Raw genomic sequence first — 20650 nt, forward strand, 5'->3', positions numbered from 1 at the left:
TCCCATGGACCACAGCCCCGACCGGCAGCCCTGGCGCATCCTGGTCGTCGACGACGAGCCGGACCTGGTCGAGGTGCTCTGCGCCGCCCTGCGCTACGAGGGCTGGCAGACCCGCGCGGCCCGCGACGGCGCGTCCGCCGTCGCCACGGCCGCCGAGTGGCACCCGCACGCGGTGGTGCTCGACATGATGCTTCCGGACCTGGACGGCATGGAGGTCCTGCGCCGCATCCACCTGCAGCGGCCCGAGGTCCGGGTGCTGTTCCTGACCGCGCGCGACGCCGTGGAGGACCGCATCGCGGGCCTGGCCGCCGGGGGCGACGACTACGTGACCAAGCCGTTCAGCCTCGCCGAGGTGACCGTACGGCTGCGCAGTCTCCTGCGCCGCACGCCCGGCGGTCCCGTGGCGCCTCCCGAGGGCGCGCTGGTGCTCGGCGACCTGGTGCTGGACGAACGCGCCCGCGAGGTCACCCGGGGCGGCGAGGTGGTCGAGCTCAGCCCGACCGAGTACGCGCTGCTGCTCCACCTCCTGCGGCATCCCCGGCAGGTGCTCAGCAAGGCGCAAATCCTCGACGCGGTGTGGTCGTACGACTTCGGCGGGCGGGCGCACGTGGTCGAGCTGTACATCAGCTACCTGCGCCGCAAGCTCGACTCCGGCCGGCCGCCGATGATCCACACCGTGCGCGGCGCCGGGTACCTGATCAAGGCCGCGCCGTGAGGCGGCTCTCCCGGATGGCGCCCAGGACGCTGCGATCCCGGCTGATCGCCGGGGTGCTGGCGCTGCTGGTGCTGACCTGCGGCGGCGTCAGCCTGGCGACCACCGAGCTGCTGCGGCACTTCCTGCTCGGGCAGCTGGACCAGCAGCTCGTCCAGGCCGGCGGCCGCTACGCCGCCAGCCTGGAGCACACGGGCGGCGGCGGCCCCGGCACGGACACCCGGGCCCAGGCGCCCGGCACCTTCGGCGCCCGCCTGCTCGACGGGAAGGTCACCGCCGCCGGCGTCGTGGACGGCGACGCGGACGACGCCGACGTGGCCTCCGGCAACCGGCCCGCCGACACCGACGACCTCGTCGCCCTCTCCGCCGCCGACCGCCGTCACCTCGCCGCCCTGCCCCCGGACGGCTCGGCGCACGGCGTCCGCCTGGCCTCCCTCGGCGGCTACCGCGTCCGCGCGGTGGCCGGGCGGGACGGCGACGTGCTGGTCACGGGCCTGCCGGCCGGCCCGGTGGACGCGATCGTGCACAAGCTGGTGATGGTCGAGCTGCTGGTCTTCGGCGTGGCCCTCGCCGCCACCGGGATCGCCGGCGCGGTGTGGGTGCGGCTCTCGCTGCGCCCGCTGGAACGCGTCACGGGCACCGCCGAGCGGGTGAGCGCGCTCTCGCTCGCCAGCGGCGAGGTGGCGCTGTCGGACCGCGTCCCGGACGAGGACCCGCGCACCGAGATCGGGCGCGTCGGCTCGGCGTTCAACCGGATGCTCGGCCACGTCGAGGACGCCCTCGCCCGGCGCCACCGGGTCGAGGAGCGCCTGCGCGGCTTCGCCGCCGACGCCGGCCACGAACTGCGTACCCCGCTCGCCACGGTGCGCGGGCACGCCGAACTCGCCCTGCGCCACCCCGGCCCGGTACCGCCGGAGGTACGGCGCTCCCTCGGCCGCATCGAGGCCGAGTCCCGCCGGATGGGCGCGATCGTCGAGGACCTGCTGCTCCTCGCCCGCCTCGACGCCGGACGCCCGCTCGCCGACGACGAGGTCGACCTCACCAGGCTCGCCCTCGACGGCGCCGCCGACGCCCACGCCACCGCCCCCGGCCGGCACTGGCGCCTCGACCTGCCCGAACGACCCGTCCTCGTACGCGGCGACGCCGACCGCCTGCGCCAGGTGATCGCCAACCTCCTCGCCAACGCCGCCGCCCACACCCCCGACGGCACCGAGGTCACACTCCGCCTCGCCCCCACCGCCGACGGCGTGGCCATGACCGTCACCGACACCGGACCGGGCATCGACCCGGCACTCGCCGCCCAGGTCTTCGAACGCTTCGTCCGCGGCGACCCCTCCCGCTCACGCACCACCGGCAGCACGGGCCTCGGACTCGCCATCGTCCGCGCGGTGACCGAGGCCCACGGCGGCACCGTGAGCGTCGAGAGCCACCCGGGGAGAACGGTCTTCACCGTGCTCCTGCCCGGCACCGCCCCCTGAGCGGGCGGGCTCGGACCGGTGCTTCGATCACGCGGTCACGGCCGCCTCGTCGGGCAGCCAGGTGAGGCGGACGGCGCCGGCGGCCAGGGCGTTCGCCAGGAGCAGCAACCAGCCGCCGGGGAGCAGGACGAGGTGCTGGATGTAGCCCGGGGCGTCGGTTTCGACCGCCAGGCCGAAGGTCGTCACCACGGTGATCCCGCCGACGAAGACCACTCCGGCGATCCACATCCAGAACACCGTGCCGACCGCCTTGCCGAGGGCCCATACGTTCCCGCCTTCGGGGTGCCGCAGGATGCAGGCCGCGGCAACGGCCAGCGCGACCGTCGTGCCGACGATCCCCGCAGGCAGCAGCGCCCAGAGACCCTCGACTCCGGGTATGCCGCTGGACACCTTCTCGAACAGGTGGCTCGGGTCGAACTCGTAGACCTTCTCCACCAGTTGGACGTCACTTCCCTTCCTCGACCAGCTCTCCCTCAGGAACGGGAGCGCCGCCGCGGCCAGCAGCGCCAGACAGGCCCCGCCCAGAAAGAACCAGCGCCTGACCGCGGCCCGCCAACGCCTGCGCGGCACCGACGGAACCGTCCCGACCGTGGGAGCGGGTTCCGTCCGGACGGCCGTGGGTTCGGGCCGGTTCGCCGTCAGGCCGACCCGTACGGCGTGCAGGGCGTCCGTGCGGCGGCGGACGGCCGTGCTGGCGCCGGTGATGCGCATCCAGGTGCCGGGGCCGGGGGCGTCGCCGAGGGCCTCCTCGCACCACTCCCGGACGGCCTCCGGGGTGGGCCGCCGGTCGGGGCGCTTGCGCAGGCAGCGGGCGATCAGGTCGCGCAGGGGCTCAGGGACGGCGGACATGTCCGGCTCCTCGGCCATGATCCGGTAGCCGACGGCGATCTCGTTGTCGGCGCCGAACGCGTCCGCGCCCGTGGCGAGGTAGTAGAGGGTGGAGCCGAGGGCGAACACGTCGGAGGAGGCGCCGACCGGATCGCCCTTGGCCTGCTCGGGCGACATGTACAGCGGCGTCCCGATCCGGGTGGACTGGCTGCGGTGGACCGCCGTCTCCGCCAGGGACTTGACGATGCCGAAGTCGATGACCTTGGGCCCGGTCTCGTCGAGCATGATGTTGCCGGGCTTGAAGTCCCGGTGCACCACCTCGGCCCGGTGGATGTCGGTGAGCGCGTGCGCGATGCCCCAGGCGAGTTGCAGCACCTGGCCCGCGGGGAGTGCGCCGTGGTCGGAGACGAGCTCGCGCAGGGAGGGACCGGCGACGTAGGTGGTGGCCAGCCAGGGACGGTCGGCGTGCGCCTGCGCGTCGAGCAGCGGGGCGACGTACGCGCCGCGGACGCGCTGGGCGGCGGTCACCTCGTACGCGAAGCGGCGCTTGAACTCCGGTTCCTGGCCGAGGTCGTCGCGGATGACCTTGACCGCCGCCGGCTGGCCGCCGGGCGAGAGGGCGAGGAACACCTCCCCCATACCGCCGGTGGGAAGCCTGGCCACGAGCTGGAAGCCGCCGAGCTCGTCCGGGTCCTCGTCCCGTAGCGGACGGAACCGAAACTCCTCGCCGCCCAACGCGATCCTCCCCCTGCTCGGCGCGGCCGCTCCCCTCCCCGGGGGCGTGTGTCGCGCGTCACGATCCGTTTCCCGCAGCGTACTGGGGAGATCACCCCGTCGCACGCCCCGACTCCGTACTGTCACCATGGCGCGATCGGCGCCGACGCCTGCGCCCACGTACGGCCCGGTGGCGGTTCACAAGGAGCTCTCCAAGAGCTGGCGGACTGACTGAGCGCTTGCTTAGAATCGGCGCATCCGACCCTGCCGCGTGACCCAGGAGACGCCTTGACCGACGCCATGACCACCTCGAACCGCCAGATCCGCCTCGCCCGCCGCCCCGTCGGCGAGGTCCTCCCCGAGGACTGGGCGCACGGCGCCGAGCCCGTCCCGGCGCCCGGGGAGGGCGAGTTCCTCGGCCGTACGCGCTTCCTGTCGCTGGACCCGGCGATGCGCGGCTGGCTCGACGACCGGCCCTCCTACCTGCCGCCGGTGGGGCTGGGCGAGGTGATGCGGGCCGGCTCGGTGGTCGAGGTGGTGGAGTCCAACCACCCGGAGTTCCGGGTGGGCGACCACGTGGCGGGCGTGTTCGGCGTGCAGGAGTACGCGGTGTCGAACGGGCGGGGTGCGACGAAGGTCGACCCGGCGCTCGCGCCGCTGTCGACGTACCTCGGCGCGCTCGGGATGCCCGGGATGACGGCCTACTTCGGGCTGCTGGAGGTCGGCGCGCTGAAGGAGGGCGAGACGGTGGTGGTGTCGGGGGCCGCCGGGGCGGTGGGCAGCCTCGTCGGGCAGATCGCCAAGGTGAAGGGCTGCCGGGTGGTCGGCATCGCGGGCGGGCCCGCCAAGTGTGCCGTGCTGACGGAGGAGTTGGGCTTCGACGCGGCGATCGACTACCGGGCCGAGGACGTCCGCGAGGCCCTGCACAAGCACGCGCCGGGCGGCATCGACGTGTACTTCGACAACGTCGGCGGGGAGATCCTGGACGCCGCCCTCTCCCGGCTGGCGATGCGCGCCCGGGTGGTGGTGTGCGGGGCGATCAGCCAGTACAACAACGAGACGGCCGTGCAGGGCCCGTCCAACTACCTGGCGCTGCTGGTGCGTCGGGCGCGGATGGAGGGGTTCGTGGTGTTCGACTACGCGCGCCGCTACGCCGAGGCGGCCGCGGAGCTGGCGGGCTGGATCGGCGAGGGGCGGATCACGGTGAAGGAGCACGTGGTGGACGGGGGCATCGACGACTTCCCGGCGACTCTGGGGATGCTGTTCCGGGGCGAGAACACCGGGAAGCTCGTCCTGCGGCTCAACTGAGGATCTCGGGCGAGGGCGGCGCGCAGGCGTTCGCCCTCGCGGATCGTCTCGCGCTCACCCTGATCGGCCACGGCCTGACCAACCGCACCGATCGGCCGCCGAAGTTGAAGGCTCCGCCCGACCCCGCTCTCATCGGCGATCACCTCCCCGCCCCGCTCGTACACGAGGATCAGCAGCTCGAACGGGTCCGGCAGGTCCGGGAGTTGCACCGCTCCAGCCACTCCGCCAGGCTGCCTCGACCCATGCTCGCGGTGGCATCGATGTCGATCATCCCGGTTCCGTCGAGACTGAACCCACCGCCGTTCTCGAACAGGGAGACGACGGGCTCGTACGGGTCGGGAAGCCGGGGCAGGGCTGTGCCGGATTCCTTGAGGGCGGCGAAGTGCAAGGCTCCCGCGCAGCACTTCTGGACAGCCGCGCTCTGCGGCGCGCAACTCCTCCCGACCCGTTCGATCAGCTCCGTCGGTGCCCGCCGACCGTCCGTCCGAGTTGTCCTTCCCTCTCATTTCTGGTCGAGGGCGTCGAGAACGGCCGAGTCGAGCGCGATGACAGGGGCCTGGGAGAGGCGATCGGAATGCCGGCCCATGCGAACCGCGATGCCGTCGAGGTCGATGAACTCCTCGACGTGGAATCCGCCTCCCCGCTCGAACATGAGCAGCAGTGGATCGTAGGGATCGGGCAGGTCGGGGAGTTCGACCGTGGCCCGGTGCCGAAACGCGGGCCAGTGGACGGCACCGCGGCAGGATTCCCGGATGGTGGGACGTCGCATGGCGCCCGAGAGGTACGTCTCCAGCTCGGTGGCGACCTCGGGATCGGCGCGGATCGCAGGGTCGATGTACCGGGCGATGTCGAAGAACGGCCAGAGGTCCACGGCATCGAACGCATCGGCCCAGCAGGCAGACCGGCGCAGGTACTCGCGCATCAAGGCGGCCCGGGACCGGGTGTGGGCCTGTGCACCGTCCCAATCGTTCCACTCGACAGCCCGCAAGCGCTCCAGCACGACGCGCGACGAGTCATCCGTCACTTGAGCGCCACTCATTTCCTGTCAGCCGGTCGGGTTCTCGAAGCGGGCCCAGCCTGCCGCGTCCAGCACGTCGAGGGCCCGGTCGTCCAACTCGACGACCGGGTCCAGGGCCAGGTGCCCCCGCCAGCGGCCGCGCGGCACCATGATCATGCCGAAGTCGATGAACCCGTTGGCGAACTGGAAACTGGCGCCACCGCGCTCGTACAGGCGTAGCAGCGGCTCGAACGGATCCGGCAGCGGCGGGAGCTGCACGCCGGGCGCGCTGGTCAGGGCGGCCCACTGGACGGCGGCCGCACCGCTGTCCATGGCGTACGAGGAACCGCAGGCGTCGTCGATGAAGAGCTCGATGTCCTCGATCAGCACCGGGTCGACGCGGACAGAAGGGTCGACGATCTCCGCGAGGTCGAAGAACGGCCACATCTGCGGCTCTCCATAAGCGTCGAGCCAGAGAGCGGCCCGCCGGAAGTACTCCTCCATCAGCGCGGCGCGCGAGAAGCCCTTTTTGATGGCCGTGCCAGGCGCTTTCCACGCGATGGCCTTGAGCCGGTCGGCCATCGCTCCCACGGCATCGGGGCTTCCGCCCCGCCTCATTCCTGGTCGAGGGCGTCGAGAACGGCCGGATCGAGCGAGATTGCGGGCTCCGCCGAGAGGTGCTCCTGCCAGGGCTTGATCCGCACCGACCGGCCGCCGAAGTTGAAGGTCCGGCTCTCGTCGGCGATGACCTCCCCGCCGCGCTCGTACACGAGGAGGAGAGGCTCGAACGGATCGGGGAGGTCCGGAAGTTGCACCCCGGGCGTGTCCTGGAGAGTCGCCCACCGTACGGCGGCCATGCAGGCGCGCTCGGTTCCGATGCCGCCGACGTTCGCGACGAGGAAATCCTCGAGCTGCTCTGCGACCTCAGGGGCGATCCGCACCTCGGGAGCGACAGCTCCCGCGATGTCGAAGAAGGGCCACTTCGACGGACCACCCAGCACCTCGGCCCAGAGCGCGGCCCGACGCAGGTACTCGACCATCAGCATCGCCCTGGAAGCAACATGCGCGTTACGGCCCTCGACATTGGTCCACTTGATGTTGACCAGACGTTCCGTCATTTCATCAGTGAGACTCTTGCCTGTTTGCATGCCACCACTCCAGAGCCGATTGGGCCAGCAGGTCCAGATTTGAAAGGTTGTCAGCGATCGGAACGTCCGGCGGCGTGATTCCGAGCTTCTGCCAGTGCTTCAGCGTACCCTCAAGCGTGAGGGGAAATCCACTCATGGATTCCGGAGCCAACTCGTGTGCTCCGACGTTACTCGGGTGAAGGTCGTAGGGGTCCGCCCATGCACTCTCGACGGCCGTGCGATACGGCACGCCGGCTGCCATGAGGATGCTTTCCACGTATTCGTGAGCGATGATGCCCTTGACAATTCCCTTCGTCATATCCGTGGCATTCCAGTTCCTACTCCGCAGCCAGTAGTCGGCGATTTCTTCGTGGGCGTTGAAGTACTCCCCCTCCACAACCTTGTCGCCGGGGCCGAACTGAACCTTGTGCTTCGTCAGGAATAGGTGTTCCTTGGCCTTGGCGACGATGCTCTCGTCAATCTCCAGGTTGTCCGCGATTCGCGCCACATCGTCGGTCATCGCACGAATCTTCTCGTACTTCGGCAGTGCGTCCGGATCGCTCCTGGCGAGGTATTCCGCCCTGAGGTCACCCTCGGGAACGGCTGCTGCGGCGGACGCGACCCGGTCCGGAGCCGGGTTCGCGCCCGTGGTGCCGGGGTGCACTCCCCCGAGCGGCTGCGGCTCCTCGGGCATCGCGACCTTGGACCGCCCGGCCGGGCGCCGGGGCGCAGCGCCGGCGCCGGCGGCGGCGGCGATGAGGTCGAGGGGCATGACCGGGCCGGTTTGGAAGGTGGTGTCGTAGGCGTAGGTGAGGCCGGCGCCGACGGCCATGCGGCCGGGGAGGGTTTCGGCGGCGGTGGCGGCTTTGGCGAGGCCGGAGAGGGCGAGGGGGGCGGCGGCTTCGGCGCTGTCGGCGGCCCGGATGGCGACGCGGCCGCCGGCTCCGAGGGCGCCGCCGGCGGCGCCGAGGATCTCGCCGGACTTGGCGGCCTCGTTGACCTCGTCGAGGCTGTAGCCGCCGTCGCCGAAGAGTTCGACGCGGATGGGCTGGGCGACGGCGATGTCGACGGTGATGGCTTCGAGGCCACCGAAGGTGGCGCCGACCAGGACGGTGGCGGCGATGAGGGCGACGGTCTCGGAGACGGTGACGCCGACGGAGGCGGCGGTGGCGACGATGGCCGCGGAGGCGGCGAGCGCGGCGCCCTCGGAGAGGCTGAGGGTGACGAGGGCGAGCGCGGTGCCGACGAGGAGGGTGCCGGCGACGAGGGCGGCCTCCTCCTCCAGCTTCTCGATGGCCTTGTCGACCGCCTCGGCGAACTCGCGCAGGGCCTTGGCGAGGGCGCGGCAGGCGGCGGCGGTCTCGGGCAGCCAGCCCTTGTCCTTGCCGCCGTAGTAGCGGCCCCAGAACTTGCCGAAGGCGTCGATCGCCGGGCCGTGGTTGTTGGCGACGATGGCGGCGGCGGCCTTGTTGGTGGGCACCGTGACGTTGTCGAGGGCGGTGGCCATCGCGTCCCAGGCGTCGGCGACCTTGCGCAGCTTGCCGGGGTCGGCGTCGGGCCACCACATGCCGGTGACCTTCTGGACGGCCCTGGCGACCGAGGACTTGCTCACGGCGTCAGGTTCTTCCGGGCGTGGTTGTCCGTGTCGGTGTGGTTGTCGGCGTGGGCGATCAGGCCGTCGTGGATGCTGGTCAGCCCGGTGACCAGCACGTCGAGGGCCTTCAGTACGTTGTCGTGCGGACCGTTGTACGCCTGGGCGAACTCCTTGCCCTGCTTGTCACCTCCCCAGGGGCTCCCGGCGTCGGTCAGGGTCTTCCTGAGCTTGTCGACGGCCTCCTTGAGGGCCTTGCTCTGGGTCTCGAAGGTCGGCGCTGCGTCCTTCAGTTCTCCCGGCCGGACCTTGAACTCCGGTCCCCCCGCCTTCGCATCGTCACCTGACATGGCGACACCCCCGTGCTGTTCGTACTCCAATGGTGCGAACAGTGGGATGGCTGTGCAGGCTGACGCGGTTTCAGCGCGGGCGCGTGAGGTCGGTCACAGCTCAGAGCCAGCCCCGGTCGTCGGCGAGGCGCAGCGCCTCGGTGCGGTTGCGGGTGCCGGTCTTGGCGATGGCGGCGGAGAAGTAGTTGCGGACGGTTCCTTCGGAGAGGTAGAGCTTGGCGGCGATCTCGGCGACGCCGGCGCCGGAGCGGGAGGCGTTGAGGACGTCGCGTTCGCGGGCGGTGAGGGGGGAGGTGCCGGCGGCGAGGGTGGCGGCGGCGAGGTCGGGGTCGACGACGCGTTCGCCGGCGGCGACGCGGCGGATGGCGTCGGCGAGGACTTCGGCGGGGGCGTCCTTGACGACGAAGCCGACGGCGCCGGCCTCCATGGCGCGGCGCAGGTAGCCGACGCGGCCGAAGGTCGTGAGGATGACGACGCGGCAGTCGGGGGCCTGCTGGGCGAGGACGGCGGCCGCGGCGAGGCCGTCGAGTCCGGGCATCTCGATGTCGAGGAGGGCGACGTCCGGTGCGTGCTCGCGGGCGGCTTCGGCGACCTGGTCGCCGCGGCCGACGGCGGAGACGACCTCGAAGTCGTCCTCCAGGTCGAGCAGGGTGCGCAGCGCGGTGCGCACCAACTCCTGGTCCTCGGCGAGCAGCAGCCGGATCGTCATCGTGTGCCTTCCGGGAGAGTGACCAGCAGTCGCCAGCCGCGAGGGGTGAGCGGACCGGCCTCGACCGTACCGCCGGCGGCGGCGACGCGTTCACGCAGGCCCGTCAGTCCGCCACCGGCAGCGGTGCCCTCGCCGCCGCGGCCGTCGTCGCAGATCTCCGCGGAGGTGGCGGTGAGGGTGACGGTGCAGCGGGTGGCCCGGGCGTGGCGGACGACGTTGGTGATGCCCTCGCGTACGACCCAGCCGAGGAGTTCGCGCTGCCCGGGGGCGACGGCGTCGGTGGCGGTGGGCAGGTCGGCGACGATGCCGGCGGCGCGCAGCAGTTCGCGGGCGCGGGCGATCTCCCCGGCGACGGTGACCTCGCGGTAGCCGGTGACGGCGGCGCGGACGTCGGCGAGGGCCTGGCGGGAGAGCGTCTCGACGGCCTCCATCTCGGCGACGGCGTTGGGCAGGTCCTTGGGGGCGAGGCGCTGGGCGAGGCGGGCCTTGACGGTGATCGCGGTGAGGGAGTGGCCGAGCAGGTCGTGCAGGTCGCGGGCGATCCGGTTGCGCTCGGCTTCGGAGGCGAGCCGTTCGACCTCGGCGCGGGCGTCGACGAGGGCGGTGTTGGTGGCGGCGAGTTCGGCGAAGCCGCCGCAGGTGAGCGCGGTGAAGAGGAGGGCGAGCGCCTGGAAGCCGGCGGGGCCGGTCTGCCAGGGGCGTACCGCCCAGGGCACGAGCAGGGCTGCGAGCGTGGCGCCGACGACGAGGGGGCCGACGTGCCGTACGCGGAGCACGGCGACGAAGGAGACGACGACGGTGGCGAGGTAGAAGGCGTTCTCGTGGGTGTAGGGCAGCGCGGCGAGGAACAGCGCGGTCATCACGGCGAGCGTGGCCGTCAGCCAGCGGAGCGAGTTCCGGGCGAGGGCGACGGCCGCGCACACCATGCAGACGGTGAACGCGCCGACGACGGCGTAGCCGGCCGCCGCCGCGCGGCCGTGGACGGTGGTGCCGACGGCCGCGGCGGCGATGGCCGGGTAGATGAGCATCCCGGCTCCGAGGAGCATGCGTCGCGGGAAGCCGGCGCGGGCGCGGGCCCGGCCCCGCCGGAGGGCGGAGCCGGTGGTGCTGCCGGTCATGCCGCCCGTGGTGCTCTCGGTCGTGCTGTCGGTGGTGCTGTCGGTCGTACGGTCGTGCGGGCTCACCCGTCCCCCTCGTCAGAGCCTGGCGAACAGCGTACGCAGGTGGCGGCCGTTGAGCACCGCCGCCACCCCCAGCAGCGCGAGGCCGCAGAGGCCCTGCTCCGCCTTGAACCAGGCCGGGAAGGTGCCGGGCAGGGCGATGATCACCACGGTGGCGGCGAGCATCGCGCCGGAGATGATCCGCAGCCGCTGGAAGGCGCTGCGGGAGCCTCGGGCGACCCGGCCGGCGATCAGCACGGTGACGACCGCGCCGGCGGTGACGATGGTGCCGCGCACCCAGACCGAGGGGGTGACCAGGTCGGTGTGGTCGCGCAGGAGGAAGGCGACGGCGAGGGTGGCGGCGCTGAGGCCCGCGTACGCGAGCAGGAGGCCCCGGACGGTGCGGAAGGCCCGGCGGGTGTCGGAGGGGCTCAGCTCCGGGTGGTGAAGTTCGGTGGTGGTCATGGCATCCATGCTGCTCGCGGGGCCCGTGCCGGGGGCAGTGTGCTCGCGCACCGGTGCGGCATGACAATTGTCAGCTCCTCCGCGGGGCTCCCACCGACCCCGACCACCGACCCCGACCACCGCGCCCGACCATCACCCCCGGACTCACGCGGACTCACGCGGACTCACGCGGACTCACTCGGACGGGCGAGCGCACATGCCAGAGTCACGCGCCCCTAGCACGAACCCGCCCGCGCTCACGCGGAATTGGCCGAGAAACCCTTCGCACGAGCGAATCAGGCGCTACTTCCCTGTGCCCGCGCGCCGGGGCGAGAAGCCTTGGGGGCGGGGCCAGGACCGGCCTCCCGGTACAGATGTGCGAACGACCCGACATGTCGGGTCGTGTTGCCACAAGTCGGTTGTCGCGCAGTATTTTTGAGATTCGGTCAGGATTGTCCGGAACTTGGCTATGCTGCGGCGCACGCCTGCGGAGCCGGTCGACGCCCCGTCCCGTACCGCTCCCGATCAGTTGAGGATTCCCCGCATGCATCGAGCTGGATCGTCTTCCACCAGACGGCGCCCCGCGCCCCTGTTCGGCTGGCTGCTGCCCACCGTCGTCATGGCGGCGGCAGCGGGGGTCGCCGCAGCGCTGGTGGACGTCGGGGCCCGGGCCGCGGTGCTCTGGTGCGGGGCGACAGGCACCGTCCTGGTCGCCGTGGTGGCCGCCGAGTCCGCCCGCCGGGGTACCGCCCTCGCCGCCCTGCGCGACCAACACGCGCGCCAGATAGACGAGTTGAAGCAACAGGCGGCCGCCCAGGAGCGGGCCGTCGTCCGGATGGCCGAGCACGGCATGCCGCTGCTCGTCGCCGCCACCCGCAACGGCACGCAGTCGGACGAGCTGATGGGCCCCTACGACAGCCCCTCGGCCGCCTCCCCCGCGTTCCGCAAGGCGCTGCGGACCGTCGCCAAGAGCGTCTGCGTCGCCGTGGACGACGAGGTCAGCCGCCGCGACTCCGCCGAGCGCGCCTTCGTCAACATCGCCCGCCGTGTGCAGGCGATCATCCACCGCCAGGCCAAGGACCTGCGCGAGATGGAGGACCGGCACGGCAACGACCCGGCCGTCTTCGACGACCTGCTCCGCCTGGACCACGGCAACGCACTGACCGGCCGCCTGGCCGACTCCATCGCCGTCCTCTCCGGCGCCCGCCCCGGCCGCCAGTGGACCAGGCCCATCGCGCTGTACTCGGTGCTGCGCGGCGGCATGTCCCGCATCCTCGAGTACCAGCGCGTCGACCTGCACCCCGTGCCGCAGCTGTCGGTCAGCGGCCCGGCCGTCGAGCCGCTGATCCACGCCGTCGCCGAGCTCCTCGACAACGCCACCCGCTACTCCCCGCCGCAGACCCACGTGCACCTGAGCGCCTCCGAGGTGCAGAGCGGCATCGCCATCGAGGTCGAGGACGGGGGCCTCGGCCTGACCGACGAGGCCCGCAGCCGCGCCGAGCGGGCGATCCGCGACGGCATGGTCTCCAAGGACTTCGACGACCTCACCGAGTCCCCCCGCCTGGGCTTCGCCATCCTCGGCCGGCTCTGCCGCGCCTACGGCTACCACCTGTCGCTGCGCCGCTCCGCGTACGGCGGCGTGCGCGCGGTGCTGATCGTGCCGCAGGCCATGTTCACCACCGCTCCCCCGACCGGCCGGGCGCACGGCATCGGCGCCGTCTCCGGCCCGCGCCCGCTGCCCCCGGAGCCGCCGCGCCACGCGGCCCCCGCCTGGGGATCGCGCGCCTCGGCCGGTGTCGGCCCCTCCTACGGTTCCGGCAGCCCGTGGGGGCCGCCCCCCGGCGCCGTCGCCGCGTCCGCCGCCTCCTCCGGGGGTGACGACGAGTACGTGGTCACCGAGCGCACCCCCAACGGCCTGCCGCAGCGCCGTCGCCACCGGCCGACGGCCAGGGGCGGGTACGCCACCCCCGCGCGCGGCACCGCCCAGCCCTCCGGCCCGACCGCCGGGCCCGCCGCGGGCGGCGCCGCCGCGCCGGCTCCGCGCCCCCAGAAGGAGCCCGGCCTGTGGCTGGAGGCGTTCATGGACGGCTACAAGGGCACCGGCCCGTCCGCCGGTTCCTCCGGTCAGACCAGTGAAGAGACGGCAGGGAAAGGCGAGCAGTGATTCCTCACCGCAACAACATGGACTGGATTCTCAACGATCTCGCGCACAGCGTCCCGTACGTACGGCACATCATCGTGCTGTCCTCGGACGGCCTGCGGATCGCCCAGTACGGCGCGGACCCGGACACCGCGGACCGGCTGGCCGCCGCCTGCGCGGGGCTGCAGAGCCTGGCCGCCGCGGTCGGGCAGCAGTTCCCGCACGGGAACGGCGCGATGCGGCTGGTGGTGATCGAGGTGGACGGCGGCTACTTCTACCTGATGTCGGCCGGCGACCGCGCCTACCTCGCGGTGCTGGCCGACGAGGGCGTGGACGCGGGCCTCGTCAGCCACCAGATGCGCGACCTGGTGGCGCGGATCGGCGAGCACCTGGCCGCCCCTCCGCGCAATCCCGAAGCGGTCGCGTGAACCGGCACGGTCGCGCGAACCGGCGCGGCCGGAGGAACCAGCACCGGGTGAACCAGCACCGGGTGAAACGGCGCCGGGTGAACCAGCACAGTGAGGCGAGCACATGACGGCAGCGGACCAGGGCGACTGGGACGGTCCCAGCCCGGATCGCCTCTACGTGATCACGCGCGGCCGCAGCGGCCCGTCCGGGCCGGGCGTCTTCGACCTGGTCACCCTGATCGTCTCCCTCACGGAGCCGACGCCCACCATGCAGCCCGAGCACGCGGCCATCCTGCGGCTGTGCCGCTCCCCGCTCTCGGTGGCGGAGGTCTCCGCCTACCTGGAGCTGCCCACCAGCGTGGTCATCGTGCTGATGGCCGACCTGCTCGACGACGGCCGGATCGAGGCCCGATCCGCCGTCCCCCGGGCCGAGCTCCCCGACCGTGCCCTCCTGGAGGCGGTGATCCATGGACTACAGCGGCTCTGACACCGTGACGGGCCCGGCCCGGGAGGACCTGCTGCCGGACTCGATGACCATGGCCGTCAAGGTGGTGATCGTCGGCGGCTTCGGCGTCGGCAAGACCACCCTCGTCGGCTCGGTCAGCGAGATCCGCCCGCTGACCACCGAGGAGACGATGACCCAGGCCGGCATCGGGGTCGACGACCCGACCGGCGTCGAGCAGAAGACCGCCACCACCGTGGCCATGGACTTCGGCCGCATCAGCATCGACGACCGCCTGGTGCTGTACGTGTTCGGCACCCCCGGGCAGGAGCGCTTCTGGTTCCTGTGGAACGGCCTCTTCGAGGGCGCGCTCGGCGCCGTCGTGCTGGTCGACACCCGCCGGCTGGAGGTCAGCTTCGAGGTGATCGGGCGGCTCGAGGACCGGGGCGTGCCGTTCGTCGTCGCCGTCAACGGCTTCCCCGAGGCTCCCGACTTCGCCGTCGACGAGCTCCGCCAGGCGCTCGACCTGCCGCCCGAGGTGCCGATCGTCGACTGCGACGCCCGCAGCCGCGAGTCCAGCCGGGACACGCTGATGACCCTGATGCGCTACCTGTACGACCTCGCCGTACCGGCTCCGCGCTGAGCCTCCCCACTCCCCTTCTTCGGAGACCTTGTGACCACCCCGTACCGCGACGACGCCGCCCTCACCCCGCCGCCCGGCTGCCCGGCCCACGGGCGCCCCGCCGTCGACCCGATCGGCCCCGGCGGCCTGCGCCGCCTGTACGGCCCGGAGGCCGAGACCGACCCGGCGGGCCTGTACGAGAAGCTGCGCGCCGAGTACGGCGACGTCGCCCCCGTGCTGCTGCACGGCGACCACCGGGCCTGGCTGATCCTCGGCCACGCCGCCAACATCACCGCCATGCGCACCCCCTCGCTGTTCTCCCGCGACTCCCGGCGCTGGACGGCGTTCCGCAACGGCGAGATCCCGGTGGACTCCCCGCTGATGCCGGTCGTCGCCTGGCAGCCGATCTGCGTGTTCGCGGACGGCGAGGAGCACCGCCGGCTGCGCGACGCCCTGCTGGACGGCCTGAACGGCTTCGACCGGCGCGGCATCCGCCGGCACGTGCGGCGCTACACCACCGAGCTCGTCCAGGTGGTCTGCGGGACGGGCCGCGCCGAGCTGATCACCCAGTTCGCCGAGCACCTGCCGATGCTGGTGATGACCAGGCTGATCGGCATGCCCGTCGACGACGGCCCCCAACTCGTCAGCGCTGCCCGCGACTTGATGAAGGGCACCGAGACGGCGATCGCCAGCAACGAGTACGTGGTCGCCAGTCTGCGCCGCACCATCGCCCTCAAGCGCACCGACCCGGGCGACGACCTCACCAGCCGCCTGCTGGCCCACCCGGCCGGGCTGACCGAGGACGAGGTGATGGAGCACCTGCGGGTGGTGCTGCTCGCCGCCAACGAGACCACCATCAACCTCATCGCCGACTCGCTCAAGATGGTGCTCACCGACCCGCGCTTCCGCGCCCACCTGTCGGGCGGTCAGATGACCCTCGGCGAGGCGCTCGACCAGGTGCTGTGGGACTCCCCGCCGATGTCCCTGGTCGCGGGCCGCTGGGCGACGGCCGACACCGAGCTGGGCGGGCAGCAGATCCGCGAGGGCGACCTGCTCCTGCTCGGCCTGGCCGCCGGGAACGTCGACCCGGTCGTCCGCCCCGACCTGGCCGCGCCGCTCTACGGCAACCGCTCGCACCTGTCCTTCGGCGCGGGCCCGCACGAGTGCCCGGGGCAGGACGTGGGGCGGCACGTCGCCGAGGCGGGGATCGACATCCTGCTCACCCTGCTGCCGGACCTGCGCCTGGCCGTGCCGGAGGAGGACCTCGTCTGGTCCTCGGCCTGGATCTCGCGCCATCTGACGGCGCTGCCGGTCGAGTTCACCCCGTGCGAGGTCGAGGACGACCCGGACACGGTGGCGGAGCGAACCGTGCGGACCCGCGAGGTGCCTGCCGCCGAGGAAGCGCCCGCCGAGCCGGCGCCGGTACCGGAGGCGGCGCCCGTCGCCGAGCCGGTCGCCTTCGTCCCGGCGCCCCGCCGCAGCTGGTGGGACGTGCTCACCGGGTTCCTGCGCGGGCGCTGAGCCCCGGCAGGGGCGCGTAGCCGGGGCCGGAACACCGGCCCCGGCCGTCTGTCACCCGTCGGTCCGCCGCCGCTGCAGGGTGAAGGTGTCCACCGGGGTGAGGTCCCCGTGCGGGCCGTCGAAGGTGTAGTAGGTGACCCGCATCGTGGTGGTGCCGCCGCGCCGGTCGCCGGGGTCGACCTCGAAGGCGGCGAAGCCGTGGGTGTTCTTCCGGTCCTGGACGGCGGCCCAGGGCGCGTCCTCGGTGACCCAGATCGACTCGCGGTAGGGCACGCCCGGGGCCGGCTTGTCCTCCAGGCCGACGACCACCCGGCTCTTGGGCGTCTGGAACAGGTCGTCCTGGGTGGTCGCGGCGTTGCCGCCGGCGCCGATGACCATGTGGACGGTGCCGCGCCCGGTGTCGGCCAGGTTCGGGTCGGTGCCGGTGGGCACCGGGGTGCGGGTGTCGTTGGGCAGGGTGCCGCGTACGGGGTGGGAGCGCTCGTAGTAGTGCTCGTGGCCGCAGACCACCAGGTCGGCCCCGTAGGAGTCGAACAGCGGGCCCCACGCCTCGCGCAGGCCCAGGTCGCTGCCCGCGCCGTGCATCGAGGTGGAGATCATCGGGTGGTGCATGCAGACCACGATCCAGTCGATCCCCCGGTCTCCCCGCGCCGCCCGCAACTCGCGCTCCAGCCAGCGCCGTTGGGCGCCACCTGAGTAGCCGCGGATGTACCTCTCGCTGGACATCTGGATGGTCTCGTCGTCGTTGGCGAGGCTGATGAAGCGCACCGAGCCGACCGTGAAGGCGTACCACATGCCCCGGGTCTCCTCGTCGCGGTCGGCGGACGAGCCGGGGAGGGTGAAGTAGGTCTGGTAGCCGAGGGCGCCGATCGGGCCGTTGCCGAGCTCGTTCTCGTGGTTGCCGGCGCAGGGCATCCAGGGGCGCAGCCGGGTGGAGCGGCTGTTGTTGATGAACCAGTCGGCCCAGGTGGCGGTGCGGCTCTGGCCGTGGCGGCCGCTGTAGGAGGCGTAGCAGAGGTCGCCGTTGACGAGGTTGAACAGCGGGCCGACGCGTTCGACGGCGGCGACGATGTCGGCGGCGTGCGGGGTGCCGACCTGGCTGCTCATGTAGACGGGGTACTTGCCGAGCGGTGAGGGCATCCCGTCCGGGAAGACGACCAGGCGCCGGAGGTTGGGGGCGCCCTGGTCGCCGAAGCTGGTGAAGGTGAAGGGCATGCGTCCGCGCGGGGCGGTGGTGAAGCTGCCGGTCTCGTGGTTGGCGCCGTCGTGGCCGGCGCTGTAGAGGTAGGTGGCGTCGGGGCGCAGGCCCGTGAGCCGGGCGTGGTGGACGTACACCTCGACCTTGTCCAGGTCGTCGCGGTAGGTCCGGGTCCCGGCCTCGACGATCCGGCCGAGGCCGCCGTCCGGCGCGCCGAGCCGAACGTGGGGGCGGCGGACGGAGACCGGGGTGATCCAGGAGACGGTCATCTCGCTCGAGGCGTCGGTGCCGAACTGCAGGTGCAGGCCCGTGACGCTGGGGGTGCCGGTCCGGTGCGGGGTGGTCCGGAGCAGCGGGCTCGCCGGGGCGTCGCCCCCGCCCCCATCGTCGCCCTCGGCCGAGGCCGGCTGGGCGGCCGAGGTGCCCGCCACCAGCGCGGCTCCGGCCGCCGAGGTGCTCTTGAGGATGGACCTGCGTGCGATCGTCATGACAACTCCGCCTGCCGAGTGGGGGTTTCGACCCGGAGCACTGTAGATGACGTGCGCATGCGGAGGCTCGGCGCAGGCGACTCGATGTCAGCAAGCTGCCAAGGATTTACGGCTTGCGCCCGACGGCGCCGTACGCCGGGGTCTCCTCGCCGGGCGTGGGGCCCTCGCCCAGTTCCGGGTGCCAGTGGTTGATCAGCACCACGCCGGGGTCGTCGAGTTCGAGGCCCTCGAAGAACCGCTCGAACTCGGCGCGGGAGCGGGCGTGGACCTCGACGCCCGCCTCGGCGTAGCGGCGCGAGCCCTGGCGGATGCGCTCGGAGGTCACGTCGGAGGTGCCGGCGGTGAGGGCGAGGAAGCTGCCGGAGGGCAGGGCGTCCAGGATCTCGCGGACGGGCGGGTGCGCGGCCTCGTCGGAGAGGAAGTGCACGATGTTGATCAGCGTCAGCGCGATGGGCTGGGAGAAGTCCAGGGTGCCGGCGACGGCCGGGTCGTTGAGGAACTTGCCCGGGTCGCGCAGGTCGCCCTCGACGTAGGCGGTGCGGCCCTCGGGGGTGCTGGTGAGCAGGGCGCGCGAGTGGGCGAGGACGATCGGGTCGTTGTCGACGTACACCACCCGGCCGACGGGGTCGACGCGCTGGACGACCTCGTGCAGGTTGGGCGTGGTCGGGATGCCGGTGCCGACGTCCAGGAACTGGCGCACGCCGTGCGTCTCGGCGAGGCGGTGCACCATGCGGTGCATCACCGCGCGGGCGGAGGTGGCGGCGGCCCGAGCGCCGGGCCAGTCCGCGAGGACGCGGTCGCCGACCTCGCGGTCCGCCGGGAAGTTGGTCTTCCCGCCGAGCAGGTAGTCGTAGATCCGGGCGGGGTGCGCCCGGTCGGTGCGCAGGTCGGCCTGCGGCGGCGGCTCGAATCCGGCATCGGTGAGCCAGGTGTCCGGTGTCTGCTCGGTCATGGAAGCCCTCCCCGTCGGCTTGTCCAGACCACTGAATCACAGGGGGTGATCGTCCGTCAGGCGGTTCACGGTGTCCGCTGACGGCAGTGTTCGTCCGCCTCCCGGATCGCGGTCACGAAGGAGGGTACCCGCATCGCCGTGAAGAGTCCCACCAGGGGGCCCGCCGTGCACAGCGTCACGTACCCGGGGATCAGTCCCAGGCCGTTGTGGTGGCCCAGCCACTCGGCGAGCAGCGGGAAGGTGCCGCCGAAGGCGGCGATGGTGGCGGCGTTGACCACGCCCAGGCCCACGGCCCGGACCTCGGTCGGGAAGAGCAGGCCCGTGAAGACGTTGAGGGTGCCGAGCACCGTCGCGACGAGCATCCCCAGCACCACGGCGACGAGTTGGAAGGGCAGCCAGCCGCCGCGCAGCCCGTACAGGAGGACGGAGACCAGCGGGATCGGCAGGGCGTAGCCGATCCGGGCGACGGTCAGCAGGCCGAAGCGGTCGGCGGCGGCGCCGGTGAGCACCATGGTGACCAGCACCACCGCGAGGACGACCGTCATGAAGGAGGCCGCCGCCTCCTTGCCGATGACACCGTAGGCGGCGGCGTACTGGGGCAGGTAGACCAGGGCGAAGTAGTAACCGACCGTACCGCCCAGGGTGTTGAGGAAGACGGTGAGGGCCGCCCAGCGGTGGGTGCGCAGCATCCGCAGGAAGGGCGGGCGCTCGGCTCCGTGCTCGGCCCGGGCGCGGTGGAACTCCTCGCTCTCCGGGGCCGTGCGGCGCACCCAGACGGCGGCGAGGCCCAGCAGGGCGGCGACGACGAAGCCCCAGCGCCAACCGCCGTTCTCGAGGCCGGACTTGCCCACCGTGTGGATCAGCAGGGTGAGCACGCCGAAGGAGAGCAGCGAGCCGATGATCACCCCGCCGTAGGAGACCGCGCTGAACGCGAAGCGGTGCCGGGGCGGCGCGGTCTCGGTGACGTACGCGGCGACGCTGGGCGCCTCCCCGCCGAAGGCCAGTCCCTGCACCAGGCGGGCGACGACGGCCAGGACGGCCGCCCAGACGCCGATGGTCGCGCGGCCGGGCAGCGCGGCGAGGCCCAGGCTCGCGGCGGCGATGACGGCCATGCCGAGGCTGAGCGCGAAGCGCCGTCCCCGGGTGTCGCTGAGCCGGCCGATCAGGTACGAGCCGATCGGTCGGGCGACGAACCCCACGGCGAAGGTCGCGTACGCGGCGAGGATGCCGCTGAGGCCGCTCTTGCCATGGCCGAAGAGGTCGGCGGCGAAGTAGGTGGCGAGGACGGCGTAGATGTTCCAGTCGAAGGACTCGACCACCGAGCCGACCGTCGCGGCGGCCAACTCCCGCCGCCGGCCGGTGCTCTGCCGCACGTCGGGCGAGGTCCTGGCGGCGATTCCGTCTGTCATGCCCTCAGCATGGCACCGGGCGGGCCGGGGTGGAATCGGCGAGGCGTGGGTGC

General features: G+C 72.6%; 21 protein-coding genes. 8 read left to right on the plus strand and 13 right to left on the minus strand.

Translation table 11 applies throughout. The annotated features are described in order from the left end of the window. The first annotated feature begins 4 nt into the window (after positions 1-4). A complete protein-coding gene (locus IH61_RS0106975) occupies positions 5-715 on the plus strand; it encodes a response regulator transcription factor (RefSeq protein WP_031066545.1) in 711 nt (236 codons plus the stop codon). Positions 716-729: 14 nt separating this feature from the next. Further along, positions 730-2190 (plus strand): sensor histidine kinase, encoded by a 1461-nt coding sequence (locus IH61_RS0106980; protein ID WP_031066547.1) that lies wholly within the window; start codon positions 730-732, stop codon positions 2188-2190. Positions 2191-2217: 27 nt separating this feature from the next. Here IH61_RS0106980 and IH61_RS42635 read toward each other — a convergent pair whose 3' ends face one another. Beyond that, the gene (locus IH61_RS42635) at positions 2218-3753 is read right to left on the minus strand and encodes a serine/threonine-protein kinase (protein WP_051836436.1); all 1536 of its coding nucleotides are present in this window, start codon (positions 3751-3753) and stop codon (positions 2218-2220) included. A 279-nt stretch (positions 3754-4032) separates the two neighbouring features. Here IH61_RS42635 and IH61_RS0106990 point away from each other — a divergent pair, with 279 nt between their 5' ends. After that, positions 4033-5040 (plus strand): NADP-dependent oxidoreductase, encoded by a 1008-nt coding sequence (locus tag IH61_RS0106990; protein WP_031066551.1) that lies wholly within the window; start codon positions 4033-4035, stop codon positions 5038-5040. A gap of 169 nt (positions 5041-5209) precedes the next feature. On the opposite strand, the gene IH61_RS0106995 is transcribed toward IH61_RS0106990, so the two are convergent. The 9 genes from IH61_RS0106995 to IH61_RS0107035 form a co-directional block, all read right to left on the minus strand. Continuing rightward, complete coding sequence (locus IH61_RS0106995; RefSeq protein WP_031066553.1) at positions 5210-5428, minus strand: hypothetical protein; 219 nt, start codon at positions 5426-5428, stop codon at positions 5210-5212. A 114-nt stretch (positions 5429-5542) separates the two neighbouring features. Beyond that, positions 5543-6064 (minus strand): hypothetical protein, encoded by a 522-nt coding sequence (locus IH61_RS0107000; RefSeq protein WP_051836437.1) that lies wholly within the window; start codon positions 6062-6064, stop codon positions 5543-5545. 21 nt (positions 6065-6085) lie between these two features. Further along, positions 6086-6619 (minus strand): hypothetical protein, encoded by a 534-nt coding sequence (locus tag IH61_RS0107005; protein ID WP_051836439.1) that lies wholly within the window; start codon positions 6617-6619, stop codon positions 6086-6088. Between the two features lie 32 nt (positions 6620-6651). Then, positions 6652-7185, minus strand: coding sequence for a hypothetical protein (locus IH61_RS0107010; protein WP_234327063.1), 534 nt, complete (start codon positions 7183-7185; stop codon positions 6652-6654). Continuing rightward, positions 7160-8776 carry a hypothetical protein gene (locus IH61_RS0107015; protein WP_031066561.1) on the minus strand — a complete coding sequence of 539 codons (1617 nt, stop codon included), beginning with the start codon at positions 8774-8776 and terminating at the stop codon, positions 7160-7162. Before IH61_RS0107015 ends, IH61_RS0107010 begins: the two co-directional genes overlap by 26 nt. After that, complete coding sequence (locus IH61_RS0107020; protein WP_051836441.1) at positions 8773-9105, minus strand: WXG100 family type VII secretion target; 333 nt, start codon at positions 9103-9105, stop codon at positions 8773-8775. The genes IH61_RS0107015 and IH61_RS0107020 overlap by 4 nt, the downstream gene beginning before the upstream one ends. Before the next feature lie 100 nt (positions 9106-9205). Beyond that, positions 9206-9814 (minus strand): response regulator, encoded by a 609-nt coding sequence (locus IH61_RS0107025; protein ID WP_031066569.1) that lies wholly within the window; start codon positions 9812-9814, stop codon positions 9206-9208. Further along, complete coding sequence (locus tag IH61_RS0107030) at positions 9811-10998, minus strand: sensor histidine kinase (protein WP_234327064.1); 1188 nt, start codon at positions 10996-10998, stop codon at positions 9811-9813. Before IH61_RS0107030 ends, IH61_RS0107025 begins: the two co-directional genes overlap by 4 nt. Before the next feature lie 12 nt (positions 10999-11010). Continuing rightward, positions 11011-11439 (minus strand): hypothetical protein, encoded by a 429-nt coding sequence (locus IH61_RS0107035; protein ID WP_031066572.1) that lies wholly within the window; start codon positions 11437-11439, stop codon positions 11011-11013. Between the two features lie 523 nt (positions 11440-11962). Between IH61_RS0107035 and IH61_RS0107040 the strand changes: the two genes are divergently transcribed. From IH61_RS0107040 to IH61_RS0107060, 5 genes are all read left to right on the plus strand, one after another. After that, complete coding sequence (locus tag IH61_RS0107040) at positions 11963-13582, plus strand: ATP-binding protein (RefSeq protein WP_031066574.1); 1620 nt, start codon at positions 11963-11965, stop codon at positions 13580-13582. A gap of 17 nt (positions 13583-13599) precedes the next feature. Beyond that, positions 13600-13986: a roadblock/LC7 domain-containing protein gene (locus tag IH61_RS0107045; RefSeq protein WP_199823280.1), complete on the plus strand. Its 387-nt coding sequence runs from the start codon at positions 13600-13602 to the stop codon at positions 13984-13986. Between the two features lie 103 nt (positions 13987-14089). Next, positions 14090-14452, plus strand: a complete 363-nt coding sequence (locus tag IH61_RS0107050; RefSeq protein WP_031066579.1) for a DUF742 domain-containing protein — start codon at positions 14090-14092, stop codon at positions 14450-14452. Next, on the plus strand, positions 14433-15050 hold the full coding sequence (locus IH61_RS0107055) for a GTP-binding protein (RefSeq protein WP_031066580.1): 618 nt from the start codon (positions 14433-14435) through the stop codon (positions 15048-15050). Before IH61_RS0107050 ends, IH61_RS0107055 begins: the two co-directional genes overlap by 20 nt. Positions 15051-15080: 30 nt before the next feature. Next, positions 15081-16550 carry a cytochrome P450 gene (locus IH61_RS0107060; protein ID WP_051836443.1) on the plus strand — a complete coding sequence of 490 codons (1470 nt, stop codon included), beginning with the start codon at positions 15081-15083 and terminating at the stop codon, positions 16548-16550. 51 nt (positions 16551-16601) lie between these two features. Here the strand turns inward: IH61_RS0107060 and IH61_RS0107065 are convergent, their stop codons facing one another. From IH61_RS0107065 to IH61_RS0107075, 3 genes are all read right to left on the minus strand, one after another. Next, on the minus strand, positions 16602-18236 hold the full coding sequence (locus IH61_RS0107065) for a purple acid phosphatase family protein (RefSeq protein ID WP_031066584.1): 1635 nt from the start codon (positions 18234-18236) through the stop codon (positions 16602-16604). Between the two features lie 106 nt (positions 18237-18342). Next, entirely contained in the window at positions 18343-19188 is an 846-nt protein-coding gene (locus IH61_RS0107070; protein ID WP_031066585.1) for an SAM-dependent methyltransferase, read from the minus strand. 65 nt (positions 19189-19253) lie between these two features. After that, on the minus strand, positions 19254-20597 hold the full coding sequence (locus IH61_RS0107075) for an MFS transporter (RefSeq protein ID WP_078910903.1): 1344 nt from the start codon (positions 20595-20597) through the stop codon (positions 19254-19256). Positions 20598-20650 lie beyond the last annotated feature (53 nt).

It is taken from the genome of Streptomyces sp. NRRL WC-3742 (assembly GCF_000720635.1).
Lineage (GTDB): Bacteria > Actinomycetota > Actinomycetes > Streptomycetales > Streptomycetaceae > Kitasatospora.